The sequence below is a fragment of the Ancylobacter aquaticus genome (genome assembly GCF_004339465.1).
Lineage (GTDB): Bacteria > Pseudomonadota > Alphaproteobacteria > Rhizobiales > Xanthobacteraceae > Ancylobacter > Ancylobacter aquaticus.
The window spans coordinates 201,421-215,732 of record NZ_SMFY01000005.1 but is presented as its reverse complement, the minus strand read 5'-3'; the positions used below and the strand labels follow the sequence as shown (position 1 = coordinate 215,732).

The window sequence follows — 14,312 nt, the reverse complement described above, 5'->3', positions numbered from 1 at the left end:
TTGAGCGCCGCTACGCGGCGTGCCTCGTCCCAAACTAGTGCATGTCTGCTGTGATCGCCGTCGTCCACTAGAATAACATCCAGTCAAATTATTTGAGGCCACGACGTCTGGCCGAGCACAGCCGTATCCAATCTGCTTAACTAGCACCCCATTCAGGTCAACCGGAAGCACACTTGCCGGGCACAGCACGGGATGGTGACCACACCCAGCGCCACCAGCCCTCAGCCGCCAGAATAGCCACCAATGATCGGCAGGATTTCGCCGGTGATGTAGCTGGAGCACTGCGCCGAGGCGAGGAACACATTGGCCGGGGCGATTTCTTCCGGCTGGGCCGATTCTGGCTGTCAAAAGAGCCCACATACGGCATGGATCGGAAGGTCCGCTCTTGGCGCGAAAGTGCCGACGTGCCCCAGCTCGCGAATGTCGGCTTTTGGGCCGCGGCCGTTACCAAATCAATGGCCGAGATGGCGGCGCAAAGCGGACCTCTATGAGATGCCGCTCGAGGGCGCAAAGGGTCGTGAGTGGTGGCTCACGGCTCACGCGCTGCGGCGCCTGCACCGTGGGCACCCCCGACAATGGGTGAATGCAGTTCGGGTATAAGCATTTCGGCGTGCACCGCAGCTGAGCCGTTGAGCCCTTCGCCCGATGGGCGCTCGGCCGCTTGCTCGCTATGCGTCTTCGCCGAAGTGCTAGCCCGCCCACCCCCATCATAGGGCCAACCTGCCGACAAACCCTCGACTGCCGTTGCTGGCCATTCGGCCAATGCGGCAGGGATTATCGGTCAATTCCGCACTGTGTTAGTGCCGGCCACATCGGGAAAGCGCCGTCAGCCGCAAAACACCTGTTATTGAAGTAGGCCGTAGACTCCCGATAATTCATAACTGCGTGCAATAATCGAGGTCCGTATGTCGTCCGCGCCTTATGATGCTTCCATTTTAGAAAAATAGGGCGGGGAGGTTTATCGCGTTTCGTCGTTCTGATTATTAGACTTGTTCCTTTGAAACTCCCTTAGGTATGCTGATCAGAGTCAGCAGGCGGCGACAGTCCTGCTCGATATTTCGTTCGCGCACATTAGCGACGGCAAGAAGTAGGCCCGAGCGGGGTGGGGAATCCGCCGCGAACCAGGGCGACAGCGGTGCGGGCCCGAGGTCAACGGCACAGGCCTCCAGCGCGAGCCGCCGATCGTCGAAATCGTCCGGCAGCGGCAGCATGACAGACAGGGCCGCCGGAACGGCTGTCTCGATGCCGAGCCTCGTCAGGGTATCCAATAGGCACTGCCGCCGCTGCCCGTAAAGCCGTCGCATCCGCCGTAGATGGCGCAAGTAATGACCCTCGCTTAGGAACGCCGAGAGGGCGAGCTGGAGGGCAGCGTTGGGCGGTCCGCCCAACCACGTCGCCACATCGATCAATCTGCGGGCAAGCGGCAGGGGCGCTACGAGAAATCCGACGCCCACCATTGGCGCGATCGTCTTGCTGAAAGTTCCGACATGGATGACGCGCTCGACACCGCCTCCGGAAGCCAAAGCATTCGGCGATCGGCCTGCAAGATGCAGTTCCGCCAGGTAATCGTCTTCGACAATCCAGCCGCCGCAGGATTCCGCCCATTGAAGCAATTCCTGCCTGCGATGTTCGGCCAAAGCGACGCCGCTAGGAGCTTGTTGGCCCGGCGTGACCACCGCCAGCGCAGCGCGCGGCGCCAACTCACGGCCTCGCGCGACGATCATGCCGTCACCGTCCACCGGCACGGGGACTGGATGGACGCCTGCCAATTCGAGAGCGTAGCGAGTGACGGGATAGCCGGGATCTTCAACCCACGCCTGCCTTCCCGTCGCGCCGATGGCGCGCAACGCGATCCCTAAGCCGCCCCGGAAGCCGGTCGTCACGATGATCTGTTCAGGCGAGCACTCGATCCCGCGCGCTATGGCGACGTGCGATGCTACCGCCGACCTGAGTTCGGGAAGGCCGCGCGGATCGCCATAGCCGGTCTGCAGCGATGTCGACTGCACAGCCTGTCGATGCAGCCGAGCCCACAACGTCGCCGGGAAGGCGTCGTGGGCCGGAACGCCCATCTGAAAGACGAGCGCCTGCGTAGAGCGGAAATGGAAATCTTGCGGCAGCAGGCTCTCGCCGCCTGACGAGGGTGGCACAATTGTCGGAGGCAGGTGCTCTGCGACACGGGTTCCGGCCGCTCCGGCCGCGATCAGCAATCCGCGATCGATCAGCTTTTCGTAGGCAGCCCGCACCGTACCGCGCGCGACGCCGAGCTGGCCAGCGAGATCGCGCCACGATGGAAGACGCCCACCCGACTGCAATGAGCCCTCTGCTATCGCAAACTCGATATGACGCGCGATCTGGTCGGCGAGTGTCGCCGGGCTGACGCGATCAAGCGTCAGTGTCGCCATCTTCCAGGGCGCGCCGGGCGGCATTTACGCCTGTCTGCCGATGCGGAAGTCAGGTCGCCAACCCAGCTCGTTCAACGACTTTTCTATCTCCAGCGCGCCGCCGGGTTTGGCGATGTTGTAGGCCCCGGGCCGACCATGATCGACGGCGAGGAAGGCCGCATAGGCCGCGGCTTCAATGTGCAGCGGCGCTGCACCGACAGGCTCGACTGACCACGTTCCGGGACCGTAGAGCTGCCCATAGCGGAGAATGATGCCCTCGAACGCGGCCTGATCAAGGATCGCGCTTTCAAGGGCAGCGATCCCCGAAACTGTGATGGCACGCAGATCTGTTGCCTCCAGATCCAGCGGATCGGTCTCGACAAAAGGGGGAGGCTTGGGCGCGTAGGCCCATCCGATGCTCTGTGCGACAATCCGCTTCACGCTGGCGGCTGTCGCCGCTGCGACCAGATTGGCCGTTCCCTGTCGGCGAAGGCGTGCGTTGCGTCGCGATTTCTCTTCGGGGGAAGCAGCATCGCGGTTGCCTGACAGATCGGTGAGCTGGTGGATCAGAACATCCGGAGATGCAGTCCACACGGCTTCCTTCACGGCCTCGGCGTCGAACACATCAGCGACGACGGCCGCGCCGATGCCCATCGCCTCCAGCGTAGCCTTACCTTCAGGGCTTCGGCTCATCCCGGTGACGGTGTGGCCGGCGTCCAGCAGAAGCGGGACAAGCGAGCGGCCGATCACGCCAGATGCGCCGGCCAGAAATACGTTGAGTCCCATTTTTCACTCCGGAGAATCGCGGCGTGCCGAACCCGCATCATGTCCGATCCGGCGCCATTGAAAGACTAGGTGACCGCCCCGGCGCAATAGGTTCGGCGTTGCGCGTAGTGACGATATCAGGATCAGATCCGGAATCAGGCCGTGGCATTATCCTTCAGGAAGTCTCCAATCACGGTCAGGTCGATCGCTGCCAAGGTCTTCTCCCGGGCTGACGCGGCGTGGGCCGGGTCGAGGAAGGCAGTGGCCTGCAAAGGCAGGAATTGCAGGCTCGAGATGCCGACACAGCCGAAAGCAGCGCAAAGATAGGGTGTGAGAAAATCCGGCTGATTAGCCCCCGCGCCGGAGAACACGCCGCCGGACGCGATTCCGATTAAGACAGGACGGTTCCTCAGCATCCCCACCTTGCCTTCCGGCGTCGGTAGGATCGTGCGGCCGACGCGCAGAAAATGGTCGATCCAAGCCTTCAGCACCGAGGGGACGGTGAAGTTGTTCATGGGCGTGCCGATAACGATCACATCGGCCGTCTCAACCTCGCGGATCAGTGTCTCTGACAAGTCCATCGCGCTGGCGGATGCCGCGGCCATCATCGCCGCTGGCGACGCTAGCGCAGCGGCATAGTCGGACGCCGGATGCGGCACGGGCTGAGTTCCGAGGTCGCGCCGGCTGATGGTCGCGCCGGGAGCGCCGGAGAGGAGCCTTTGGACGATCCCCGCCGAAAGCTGGCGGCTGTGAGAAACCGGGCGCGGGCTGCAATCGATATGGAGAATGTTCATGCCGGCGGCCCCAACAGCTTAACGAAACCAATGACGGCGTCGGCCAGTCCTTCGCGCTTGTAGAAGCGGCGCGCGTTTTCGTTCGTTGCTGCGGTATCGAGGACGAGCCGGCCGCAATATTCATCGACCCCGATCGCGGTCAGTTCCCTGAGAAGCGCCGCCCCGAGCCTTTTCCCCCTCTCGGCCTGAGCCGTCACAAGATCATCGACGTAAAGAAAATGATCGTGGATCAGGTTTTCCATGACCCGATATCCGGCCATCGCCAGGACCCGGTCATTCTCCCACGCAGCGAGGACGCGATACCCCTCTGTCGCCATTTCTGAGGCGCGCTCGACCCACTCTTCCACGCCCTTAAGGCGCGGGCGCAGTTGCGAGATCACGGGAAAGCAGGCGGTCAATTCTCCCGGGCCGTGCGCGTGACGCAGGACGATCCCGTTCGGCAGAAAAACCGGTGAAGGGATTTGGTCGGACATGGGCTCCTCGCAGAATTGCCGTGGTCCATCAGGAGTTACCGTCAGCGCGCTACGCTTGTCAGCACCAGGAACCTTCAACCCGAATGGCCCAAGCCGGCCTATGAGCCATCCACCATCCTGCGATGAAGCCGGGCCTTACCTTCGGTCAGGGCAAGACGGATCTTGCACCGTGCGCGACAGCTCCGCACGCTCGCATGGTCCACCGCGAGAGGCTGTTCCTGGTTCTGTTAGCCAGCATCGGCAGGGTTCATCTTCGGGCAAAGGAGAAAGCCAAGAGATGAAGCACATTGTTACGATAACAGCTGTTTGCGTGGCGCTAGCTGGGCCTGCAGCAGCACGAGACGCGGAGACTCAGGCGACGGTGCCGCAGATGGTGATCGCCGCGACGGGAATTGCCCCGACATCCCGCCCTTCAGATGCCGGCGAATTGGTCTCGGCGGAGGCGATCACCCACCTTGACCCCGTGCTGGCGTCGGTCGCCGGCCGGGCGGATCGGATGACCTATCGCTCCAGATCGCTGAACGGGAGCCCCGTCGTCGTCAGCGGCGTATTCCTAACGCCGAAGGGTCAACCGCCCAAGCACAGATGGCCGATCGTTTCGTGGGGACATGGTTCGTCAGGCATCAGTGATAATTGCGCGCCGTCTACCATCACGAACAAGGGCGGCAAAATCGACCTTTATGGCTATGGCAGCTTCATCGCGGAGTTGCTCAAGGCCGGTTATGCAGTGGTCGCGACCGATTACGAAGGGCTCGGCACCCCCGGGATCCATCCTTACATCATCGCTGACAGCGAGGGCCGGAGCATGATCGACGCAGTGCGCGCCGCGATCCATGCCGAACCGGCGCTGTCGAAATCCTGGTTTGCCGTCGGACATTCCCAGGGCGGTCAAGCGGCGATTGCCGCCGGCGAGTTGGCGGAGACGTGGGGCAAGGGTCTCGATTTCCGAGGAACGGTCGGATTGGCTCCGGTCACGAATGTCGGAGCGGCCTATAGCTATGGCTCTCCCGGTCCGGTGGACCGCGGTTTCTACCTGCTCGCGCTTCAGGGACTGAAAACGCAGGACCCGAGCTTACGCTATGACGACTATCTCGGCAGCGAGGCGCTGCAGATGCTTCCCGCGACTGCGAACGACTGCACAATGAAAATTTGGGAGGATTTCTCCGCCAACCTCGGCGCGAAAATGCCCGATTTTCAGTTCACCCCTCAATCCCCTGCGGCCGCCCTAAAGCTCCAGAAGTTGCTGGACGCGCAGAGTGTGCCTCGTGGACTGACCCCTGCGCCCATGCTGCTCCTGCAAGGCGATCAGGACCCGTCCATCAAGATAGCTGTGACCCAACAGGCCGTTCAGAACGCGCGCTTCGCCGGGACCACGGCTCAGTTCCGCGTCTATCCCGGCAAGGATCATTATTCGGTTCTGGCGACCGGGGCAGAAGGCGGCGCGGCGACCGATGTCGTGAAGTGGCTCAACCGCCAGCGCCTCAGTGTTACGCCGCCGTTGTAAGTTAGCGAGATTCTACGGCCTACTTCAATAACAGGTGTTTTGCGGCGGGCGACGTCTCTCCGCATGTGGCAGGTATCGGCACCCTAAGGAAGTGACCGATAACCCCTGCCGAATTGGCTCGATGGCCAGCACGGCAGTCGAGGGTTTTTCGGTGCCGGTCGGCAAAAAACTGCTCTCGGTTCGGTTGCGCGGAGCGGCCTGATCGCCGGGCTCTCGTCCGGCCATCGACCGAGTGGCAACTAGGGATCCGGGGGGGCAACGCCCTCGCAGGACCGAGCGTTGCGGAGACCGCGGAGTTCCGCTGCTGCACCCAAGGGACAAAATCCCAGGGGAGGAGACGTCGAGATAAACCGGCGCACGGTGCGCCCAAGGGGATCTCAATGGCGCTTCCCACGCTGCTTCTCGTCATCCTTGCCTCCTTCATCCACGCCGCGTGGAACCTGCTGGCCAAGCGCGCGGCCTCGGTCGGGCCGGCGTTCGTCTTCGCCTATAATCTGGTCGCCTGCGTCGCCTATGCGCCATGGGTGCTGTATTTGCTGGCCGAAGACGCCATACGCTGGACATGGCAAGGTGGCGCCTTCGTGCTGCTGAGCGGGCTTATTCATCTCGCCTACAGCCTCTGCCTGCAGCGCGGCTATCAGGTGGCGGATCTGTCGGTCGTCTATCCGGTGGCGCGCGGCACCGGGCCCATGCTGTCGACAATCGGGGCCGTGCTGCTGCTCGGCGAGCCGCTGACCGACTGGGGTTCGCCGGGCTCGCGCTCATTGTCATCGGCATCGGCTTGATCGCCACGCGGGGCCACTTCTCTGCCTTTCGGCTGCCGGGCGGCAAGGCCGGCATAGGCTGGGGCACCGCGACCGGGGGGCTGATCGCCTGTCAAACGGCACGCAATGTTATTCCACGCCGATTCACAATGGCGGATCGGCTTTGAGAGATCAGCGATATTGATGGGCCGGTCGAGGCGGCAGAAGCGCCTCCGAACCGAAGAAGTACGGCCCGTTTATGCGGCCGATGTACAAAGCGCGGCCAATAAATTCAAACGGACCCATTACCTAGGGATCATTCAGGGTGGAATGAAGGGTCGTTGTGGTTAAAATGATTGGAGTTTCGCGCCAAATAGGTTGGGTGGTATGTGGCTACAGAGAAGGGTTTCCGGCTCGCAGGATGTAATCTTTCACGTTGGGCTTCCGAAGACAGCCACGACATCGATGCAGCACTGGCTTCACGCCAATACGTCCACGTTGGCCGAGGCTGGATTCCATTATCCTCTGGAAATCGCTGCCTTCGGCGTTCCAAAGCACCAGTCCATAGTTACCGACCTCCGTGCCGGACGGTGCAATTCACTGCGGCGCTATATTTCGCAGGCTAGGGACAAGACGCTGCTACTCTCTACTGAAGGGATGACCAATCACCTCTACGATTTTCCGGCCGCAGGTCTGAAAAAATTCTCCAAAGCATTGTCGGGTCGCCGGCTCACGGCATTCGTCGTGCTGCGGGAGCCCCGTGCATGGCTTCGCTCTTACTACATACAGGCGATACTCAATCCCCGTATTCCCGATGTCGACTATTACGCCACCGCTCTCACCCTTGATGAGTTTGCTCGGCACCCGCGTGTCATCGCACTGCTGGACCAGCCGCAATTGACGGCTGATCTGGCGCACCGGCTTGGTTGCAATGTGGTCGTCGCGCAATATGAAGCGGATTGGCTAGGCAGGTTCTGCTCGGCTTTCTCCATTCCAATCAGCCAAACCGAAATTCCACACGCCAACAAGAGCCCCCCTCGCTGGTTCATCGAACTGATGCGCCAGTTCAACGCCAGCGGCATGGCGGATAGCAAGCGATTTGCCTGGCAGGGACTCGTCCAGCGTATGACGCGCGGCTCCCACACCATGATGCGTGATGCGACGGAGCAGGCGATGGAAGAAGGCGCGGAACTTTCTGATCTCCTGTTGGTCAAGCCTGGACATCAGGACGAGTTTGAACTCGCGGCTGAGCAGATAGACCGCCTGTTGGATTTTGTGCGCGCCGACCAAGATGCGGTTGTGCCGGCATGAAGCCATATGCGGAGAACAGTGTCGCTCCCGCCGGCCCCAGCATCACGCCGCGCGCCATCATAGCTCCCCGGGATATTAGCTTCATGATCTGCGTCGAGGGCAATGCCCTGGGCTCGCAATCGCTCCTGCTATGCGAAAGCCTGCGCCAATTCGGCGGGGCCTATGCGGATTGCGAGATATGGGCAATTTCGCCTCGGCCTGAACATCCCGTGACCCCCGCTGTGGAGCACGCACTTCAAACGCTTGGAGTGCGTGTCGTCACGCTGCCGCTGAACACGACCGGAAGCGCCTATGGCTCGATCAACCGGATCGTCGCAGGTGCCTGGGCCGAACGCCACATGACAACGCCGTATGTCGGCATCCTCGATACTGATACCCTCTTCATTCGGCCGCCGACCTTCGTCGAGGCGGGCGCCGGTGTAAGGCCGGTCGACCATAAAGGCACGGCGACTGCGGGCGTGGACGATCCGAAAGATGTTTATTGGGGCGAAATATGCGATCTCGGCGGCATCCCGCTTGATAGGCTGCCGCTGCTGCGGACGACTTGTTGCAAGACGGCCATTCGAGCGTCGTACAACGGGGGATTTCTGATCGCGCGACGCTCGTTGGGCATTCTGGCGCACACGGACAAGATATTTTTTGAAACCTACCGGCGCGATCTGCGCCCCACACCCTCGGCCACGCAGATCTTCGCATCCTGTGGCCAGGCCGGACCAGAAGCCGCAAGTTGGTGGGGGTCGAGCCAAGCAGCCCTTTCTGCCGCGATCAGCGCGAAAACCGACGACATCCTTATCTATGACAACGCCTACAACATCCCGCTGCACATATTTTCCGAGACCCGACAGCGGCTATTCTCTTTGCGTCCTAGCTTCCCATTCGATCCTGGAGATGCCGTTCTGGTGCATTACCACTACCTCGCAGCCCAGAAGCACCGGACACGTTTCCTGAAGACGCTGAAGCAGATCCACTGCCCGCCGAACGTGGCAAAATGGATTTCGCAACGCTGCTCCGAACTTGACTGGCCCATAGCCGGCTGATGGCGCTAGGCAGCGGTCTATTGCTGATGGCGCTTTTCAGCTTTGAGGACAGGGGGGTCGTGAAGTCCGGGCACGCGCTTGACGGAGGGGAGAGCGTTAGAGCCATGCCGAGCGGTTACGAAAAGTCCGACGATTACGGCGGTCCCGAGCCCGGCTGGAATGGCATGCGATCCATCGTCGTATTTGTAGGCCTTTTGGCGCTGATCCTGTTGGTTGGTCTTCAGTGGCAATGACTGGTACTCGCCTTCCGGTCCATATGGCAGCACTGCCCCGGTGGTGAGTCCTTCCGGCATCCGCCGCCATGCGCGTCAGCCGTCTGCGCCAGCGCCAACAGCAGTCCGACCTTTACAAGGATGGGCATCGCCATCTTCCCCAAAAGCGTCTGACCCCTCTCATAGCACCCTCGACTCTCGATTGTAGATGGTCCAGCATCCCGCTCGGGTTGGGGAGAGTTCAATGAAATTTGCGTTCGTGCTGGCGGCATCGCTGGCACTGTCAGGGTGCGTTACGGGCGAAAAGGCTCACTTCAAGCCAACAGCAGGTCAGGAAGCGATTGTTCGGGACGGCAACGCCGCCATCGTATCCAAAAAGCCTCGCTCGATTGTGCTCGTCGGGCCGGCGAAGCGAGAAATGGTTCCCGGCGGTCGTCCGGTCTACGTGGTGGCCGCGTACAACGATGGCCCGGATTCCACGCTGCTGGCCATCAGCAACATCACCGTCGAACAGATGGCCGGCGGAGAGCCTATTGGGGACCTCAAGGTCTTCACTTATGAGGACCTATTGAGAGAAGAGCAGGCTCGCCAAGTGATGGCGGCAATCCTCGTAGGGGTAGCTGCTGGAGCCAATGCCGCATCGGCCAACAACGCGGGCTATTACAATAGCCAATCGACAATCTACACGCCGCGTGGAACCGCTACCGTCTACACGTCAGGGTACAGCCCTGCCGCAGCCTCGATTGCTCGCAGCAACGCCGCATATGAGAACGCGGCGATGACCGCTGCCGTCGTGGAAAGAGGGCAGCAAAATCTAGCCGTGCTGGAAAATCAGGTCCTAAAAGACAACACTATTATGCCGGGAGAGTGGATCGGCGGACAGGTGCACATCGCGCCTCCATCCAACAACGAGGCCGGCAAGGAGTACAGAATCACCGTGGTCGTCGGCGCGGACGTCCACCAGATTGACGTCGCCCAACGGCCATCCGGGAGCTAGCTACCGGTCGCGGCCGCACGCGAAGAACCCCGGCGCGAAGCCAAGTTTGGCGGACCCTACTGCCGTGGCATTCACCGAAGCTTGGCGATCCCTATGCCGTCGAGCTTCGCGCGGTCCTTGATGGATTCTTCGCTACGCGTCATCGCTTTAGAAATCGCCTTGAGCGCCATACCTTTCTTGGCAAGAAGCTTCAGCTTTTCCAACTCCTCATAGGTCCAGGGCTGACGGTGCCGTTCAAATCGTTCGGCCATGAGTGCTCCTTTTCGCCGGGCCCGCCCTCGGCGATTCGGCCAACTTATACCAGCCTTGGCAGCGAGCGTGCCGCGCGTGGCCCATTTGACCCTCCCCATCCCACAACAGCACAGCGCCCATGGATGTTTCTTGGGACGTGCATGCGGAATGACAGATAGCGCTGCCAGAAGTCACTCTCAGGTGGTTGCCAAATTCCACTGTAAGTAAGCGCCGAAACGAGCCCCCGCCACGGATGGCTTCAACCCATTGAAATAGCTTCAGGAGTTCATTTCGACTGGGGTCGCGATGGGCGCTGATTGGGGCCCCAGTGATCTTCGAAATTTATCAACTGAATTAGGGTTAGGCCGTTTCCAACGAAGGTCCCGCTTCCGCGCTTATTCACACCTAGCCTCGTGCGCCCCTGCCCGACCGAGGATGCTCCCGGCCGCGCGTATCTCAGGTCAAATGGCAGCCACTCGTCTGCATGGAGGTATTGGCGGTTCGTCCACCACTCCCCAGACCTCGGCTCGTCGACGGCGCTGGATTTCAAATCGAGACACTACCTGAGTCTGGACTCTCGGGACGTTAGGGAAATAGAATACATCACTCCCGGAGGATGCATGACGGTACTATCCATTCGTTCCCAGGACTTCGAGATTTCCCGGCGTGTCGAGGAATTTCAGAACGTCGTCGCGGCGATTACAAAGGTGGACTTTGTTCCGGACGATCAGAATTCCTTTACCTCTGAGACCTCGATCGGTGTTCTACAAAATCTGATCGTCGGCTATGGTCGACATTCCGCGTCGACGGCATTTCGCACGCCCGGCCATGCCGCTGAGACCGCCGACAATGTGATGTTCCACATCCCGATTTCGGGAATCTGCTCGATCGAACAACGAGGCGGCGAACGCACCGAGCTAAGGCCCGGCCTCGTCTATGCCGACCCAGGCGAAGTTCCCGGCGTCATCCGGTTTCATGGCGAACCCACAGAGGGGTTCTATGTGTCGGTCCCGCGCGTCCATCTCTCTGACGCGACCCTGGGTCTGAACGCCATGCTGCGCGGGACCGCGCCGCTGACCGCGCAATGGCGCCTGTTCTTCAGCTACGCCCGCAGCCTGCACGAGGAACTGGCCATACTCGCGCCCGAAGAGGCCGAGCAATGCGCGACGCATGTGCAGGACTTGGCGCTGATGGCGCTCGGTGCGACGAAGGAGGCCGCCGAAGTCGCGGCCGGTCGCGGCGTCCGGGCGGCACGGTTGAAGGCCATCAAGGCGGATGTCGACCGGCATCTGACGGCGACGGATTTGACGGCGGACGCGATAGCGGGCCTTCACGGCGTCAGCCCGCGCTATTTGCGGTCCCTGTTCGAGCGCGAGGGCACCTCGTTCGGCGATTTCGTCGCCACGCGGCGGCTGGCCCTGGCCTACCGGATGCTCTCGGACCCGCGCCATGCAGGGAGCAATATCGCCAGAATTGCCTTGAGCGCAGGGTTTGGCGACCTGTCCTGGTTCAATATCCGCTTTCGACGTGTCTATGGCATGTCGCCAAAGGACGTTCGGGCCCTGTCTCGCTTACGCTGACCGAGCACTGCGGACATCAGTTCCGTTCTCCCACTTTTTCACATCCTCTCTCCCCAAGACGCTCGCAAGCGGCGCTCCTACTCTCTGCACCCTGGGCCGACGGGTGAGGGGGGATCGGGTATGGGGTTCAAGCCTTTGAGGGGCGCTCGCCCTCGCTGCGAACGGGCAATCGCGTGATGTGGGATTTTTCTATTTCCCGCTCCCTCGGCCTCATGGGCCGCACCATGCCCTTCATCGCCCTGCGTGTTGCCGTCTATTTCGGCATGGCGGTGGCCTATGTCGCCGTTACCGGCACAGGTGCCGGGATCGGGTGGGGAATCGGCGCCTTCGGTGATGATGGATTTCGCAGCGGAGCGATGTTCTGGGGTGGCGCCGTCGGTTTCGGATTGACCGCCGGCGTTCTCTATTTGCTGCGCGAATACATTCTCTATGTCGTCAAGGCTGGGCATATCGCGGTGCTGGTGGAACTGCTCGACGGGCGCGACATGCCTGTCGGAAAGTCGCAGGTCGCCCATGCCGCCGCGGTGGTCAAGCTGCGCTTTGGCGAAGCCAGTGTGCTGTTCGTACTGGACCAATTGGTCAAGGGCGTCCTGCGGGTAGTGACGGGTCTCGTGCGGGGTATCGCGTCGTTCCTGCCCATTCCCGGCATCCAGTCGTTGAGCGGCATCCTCCATGCCTTCCTCAACATGTCGGTGGGGTTCATCGACGAGGTCATCCTCGCCTATGCCATCCGCACCGGATCGACCAACCCCTGGCAGTCGGCGCGCACGGCGCTGGTGCTCTACGGGCAGAACTACAAGCCCATGCTCAAGAACGCGGCCTGGTTGACGATCATCGTCTATGGGCTTTCCTTTTTGGTCTTCCTTCTGATGCTGGCTCCGGCCGCCGCGCTGGTGTGGCTCCTTCCGGGTGGCTGGTCGGCAGGCGGGTTTGTCTTTGCGCTGATCTTCGCCTGGGCGGTCAAGGCGGCGCTGATAGAGCCCTTTGCAATCACCTGCATGATGGACGTCTATTTCAGGACCATTGAGGGTCAGGCCCCCAATCCTGAATGGGATGCCAGGCTGTCCAGCCTCTCAAAGCAGTTCAACACCATCAAGGACAAGGCCGCCCATCGGCAGGGAGCGCCCGAAGCGCCCCGGGAATCCTACGCATGAGCATGGAGGGCGCAGGCGGCTGGTCCATTCTCGGGATCGTGGCGCGGTTTCGGGGGCCGCCGCGCGGGATGCTGTTTGGCAACCTCGGCCGGCCGCGTCTCCTTGAGTTCACGCTGCCTACAGCGCAGGCGCGCGCCGCAACAGAGCGGACAAAGCCAGTCATCGCCCGGCTAAACGAGCAGCGACAGGCTCATTTCGACGCGACCGAGACGCAGTTGCGGTTGAAAATGGGCGGAGCGGCCGCAGCCGGGCTTGTTCTGGGGTGGCTGTTCATGGGCAGCTTGCCGATTGGGCTGGCTTTGATGGTCGGTGGCGCATTTTTCGCTTTTCTCATGCTCTCCGCGAAGGCCGATTACACGGCCCGCGCCGACGCCAAGCACGCTATTGTCGAGGCGATGGCGGAGGGCATTCTTGGTCTGACCTCGGTTCCACCTGATCAGCGTGCCGCCGCCTTGCCCCAAGGCCTGGTGGAGAGCTGGCGCTTGCTGCCTCCCGTCCGGACGATCACGGTAGACGACTGGCTTGCCGGCGAAACGGACGATTGTCGTATTGCTGTATTTCGGGCGGGTTTTCAGTTCGGAGGCAGCTCGAACGTCGTGCTCAAGCCGGGCGACGGCCTTGTCTTCGTGATCGTCGAGATTGCCGAAGCTGACGCCACCGAGAGTGTTTCCGACGACGACCTCACGCTCGTTTTGGGCACCGACGCCCCGCTCATGCTGCGGAGTGCGCCGCGTATCACTCATGGCCTGACGAAGAGCCAAACGGGCGATGCTGCCTTCGATGCGCTCTACGAGGTCTTTGGCGATGCCGCGCGCCTGACCCCAAAGGTTCGCGCGAGCTTCAGGGCGCTCGAAGCCGTCACACGCTGCGACAGAACCGGCACGCGCGAAGTTCCCGCAGGCGCCGGCTTGCGGGCCGCAGTGGTCCTTCGGCCAGGTTATCTGGTGGTTCTGACGCCGGTCGCCGTCTTCGACGGCGCGCTTGAGCCGCCGCCTTTCTGGCAACCCTTAGCCGCCGACACCCTGATCCCGGCGTTCGCTTCGGATCTGACCATCCTCAACGAGCATCTGACGGCGGCGATGACGCTACGAGGCGAGCTTTCATGAGGAACGAAACAAAGGGAGGCGGCA

Annotated in this window: 14 protein-coding genes and 1 pseudogene; 9 read left to right on the top strand and 6 right to left on the bottom strand. The window is 61.7% G+C overall.

What is annotated here, in order from left to right:
• Positions 1–221: 221 nt before the first annotated feature.
• The 5 genes and pseudogenes from EV667_RS23000 to EV667_RS20910 form a co-directional block, all read right to left on the bottom strand.
• A pseudogene (locus EV667_RS23000) lies at positions 222–332 on the bottom strand (short-chain dehydrogenase); the annotation flags it as partial.
• Positions 333–983: 651 nt separating this feature from the next.
• Positions 984–2,402, bottom strand: coding sequence for a MocR-like pyridoxine biosynthesis transcription factor PdxR (pdxR, locus tag EV667_RS20925; protein ID WP_131837261.1), 1,419 nt, complete (start codon positions 2,400–2,402; stop codon positions 984–986).
• 24 nt (positions 2,403–2,426) lie between these two features.
• Positions 2,427–3,167 (bottom strand): NAD-dependent epimerase/dehydratase family protein, encoded by a 741-nt coding sequence (locus tag EV667_RS20920; RefSeq protein ID WP_131837260.1) that lies wholly within the window; start codon positions 3,165–3,167, stop codon positions 2,427–2,429.
• A 134-nt stretch (positions 3,168–3,301) separates the two neighbouring features.
• Positions 3,302–3,940 carry an FMN-dependent NADH-azoreductase gene (locus tag EV667_RS20915; RefSeq protein WP_131837259.1) on the bottom strand — a complete coding sequence of 213 codons (639 nt, stop codon included), beginning with the start codon at positions 3,938–3,940 and terminating at the stop codon, positions 3,302–3,304.
• On the bottom strand, positions 3,937–4,413 hold the full coding sequence (locus EV667_RS20910; protein WP_131837258.1) for a GNAT family N-acetyltransferase: 477 nt from the start codon (positions 4,411–4,413) through the stop codon (positions 3,937–3,939). Before EV667_RS20910 ends, EV667_RS20915 begins: the two co-directional genes overlap by 4 nt.
• A 277-nt stretch (positions 4,414–4,690) precedes the next feature.
• On the opposite strand from EV667_RS20910, the gene EV667_RS20905 reads away from it, so the two are divergent.
• The 6 genes from EV667_RS20905 (at position 4,691) to EV667_RS20885 (ending at position 10,217) form a co-directional block, all read left to right on the top strand.
• Positions 4,691–5,917, top strand: a complete 1,227-nt coding sequence (locus EV667_RS20905) for an alpha/beta hydrolase family protein (RefSeq protein WP_165901673.1) — start codon at positions 4,691–4,693, stop codon at positions 5,915–5,917.
• 380 nt (positions 5,918–6,297) lie between these two features.
• The gene (locus EV667_RS20900) at positions 6,298–6,702 is read left to right on the top strand and encodes an EamA family transporter (RefSeq protein ID WP_245516293.1); all 405 of its coding nucleotides are present in this window, start codon (positions 6,298–6,300) and stop codon (positions 6,700–6,702) included.
• Positions 6,703–7,125: 423 nt separating this feature from the next.
• Positions 7,126–7,971 carry a hypothetical protein gene (locus EV667_RS20895; protein WP_131837256.1) on the top strand — a complete coding sequence of 282 codons (846 nt, stop codon included), beginning with the start codon at positions 7,126–7,128 and terminating at the stop codon, positions 7,969–7,971.
• A gap of 83 nt (positions 7,972–8,054) precedes the next feature.
• Positions 8,055–9,008 carry a hypothetical protein gene (locus tag EV667_RS20890; RefSeq protein ID WP_131837255.1) on the top strand — a complete coding sequence of 318 codons (954 nt, stop codon included), beginning with the start codon at positions 8,055–8,057 and terminating at the stop codon, positions 9,006–9,008.
• 104 nt (positions 9,009–9,112) lie between these two features.
• Positions 9,113–9,241 (top strand): hypothetical protein, encoded by a 129-nt coding sequence (locus tag EV667_RS23105; RefSeq protein ID WP_280960235.1) that lies wholly within the window; start codon positions 9,113–9,115, stop codon positions 9,239–9,241.
• Between the two features lie 223 nt (positions 9,242–9,464).
• On the top strand, positions 9,465–10,217 hold the full coding sequence (locus tag EV667_RS20885) for a hypothetical protein (protein WP_131837254.1): 753 nt from the start codon (positions 9,465–9,467) through the stop codon (positions 10,215–10,217).
• 71 nt (positions 10,218–10,288) lie between these two features.
• On the opposite strand, the gene EV667_RS20880 is transcribed toward EV667_RS20885, so the two are convergent.
• Positions 10,289–10,468 carry a hypothetical protein gene (locus EV667_RS20880; RefSeq protein ID WP_131837253.1) on the bottom strand — a complete coding sequence of 60 codons (180 nt, stop codon included), beginning with the start codon at positions 10,466–10,468 and terminating at the stop codon, positions 10,289–10,291.
• A 600-nt stretch (positions 10,469–11,068) separates the two neighbouring features.
• On the opposite strand from EV667_RS20880, the gene EV667_RS20875 reads away from it, so the two are divergent.
• The 3 genes from EV667_RS20875 to EV667_RS20865 all read left to right on the top strand — a co-directional run bounded on the left by EV667_RS20875 (position 11,069) and on the right by EV667_RS20865 (position 14,288).
• Positions 11,069–12,028 (top strand): helix-turn-helix transcriptional regulator, encoded by a 960-nt coding sequence (locus tag EV667_RS20875; protein ID WP_131837252.1) that lies wholly within the window; start codon positions 11,069–11,071, stop codon positions 12,026–12,028.
• Positions 12,029–12,204: 176 nt separating this feature from the next.
• A complete protein-coding gene (locus tag EV667_RS20870; protein WP_131837251.1) occupies positions 12,205–13,182 on the top strand; it encodes a hypothetical protein in 978 nt (325 codons plus the stop codon).
• A complete protein-coding gene (locus EV667_RS20865; protein WP_131837250.1) occupies positions 13,179–14,288 on the top strand; it encodes a hypothetical protein in 1,110 nt (369 codons plus the stop codon). Before EV667_RS20870 ends, EV667_RS20865 begins: the two co-directional genes overlap by 4 nt.
• The last annotated feature ends 24 nt before the right edge of the window (positions 14,289–14,312 follow it).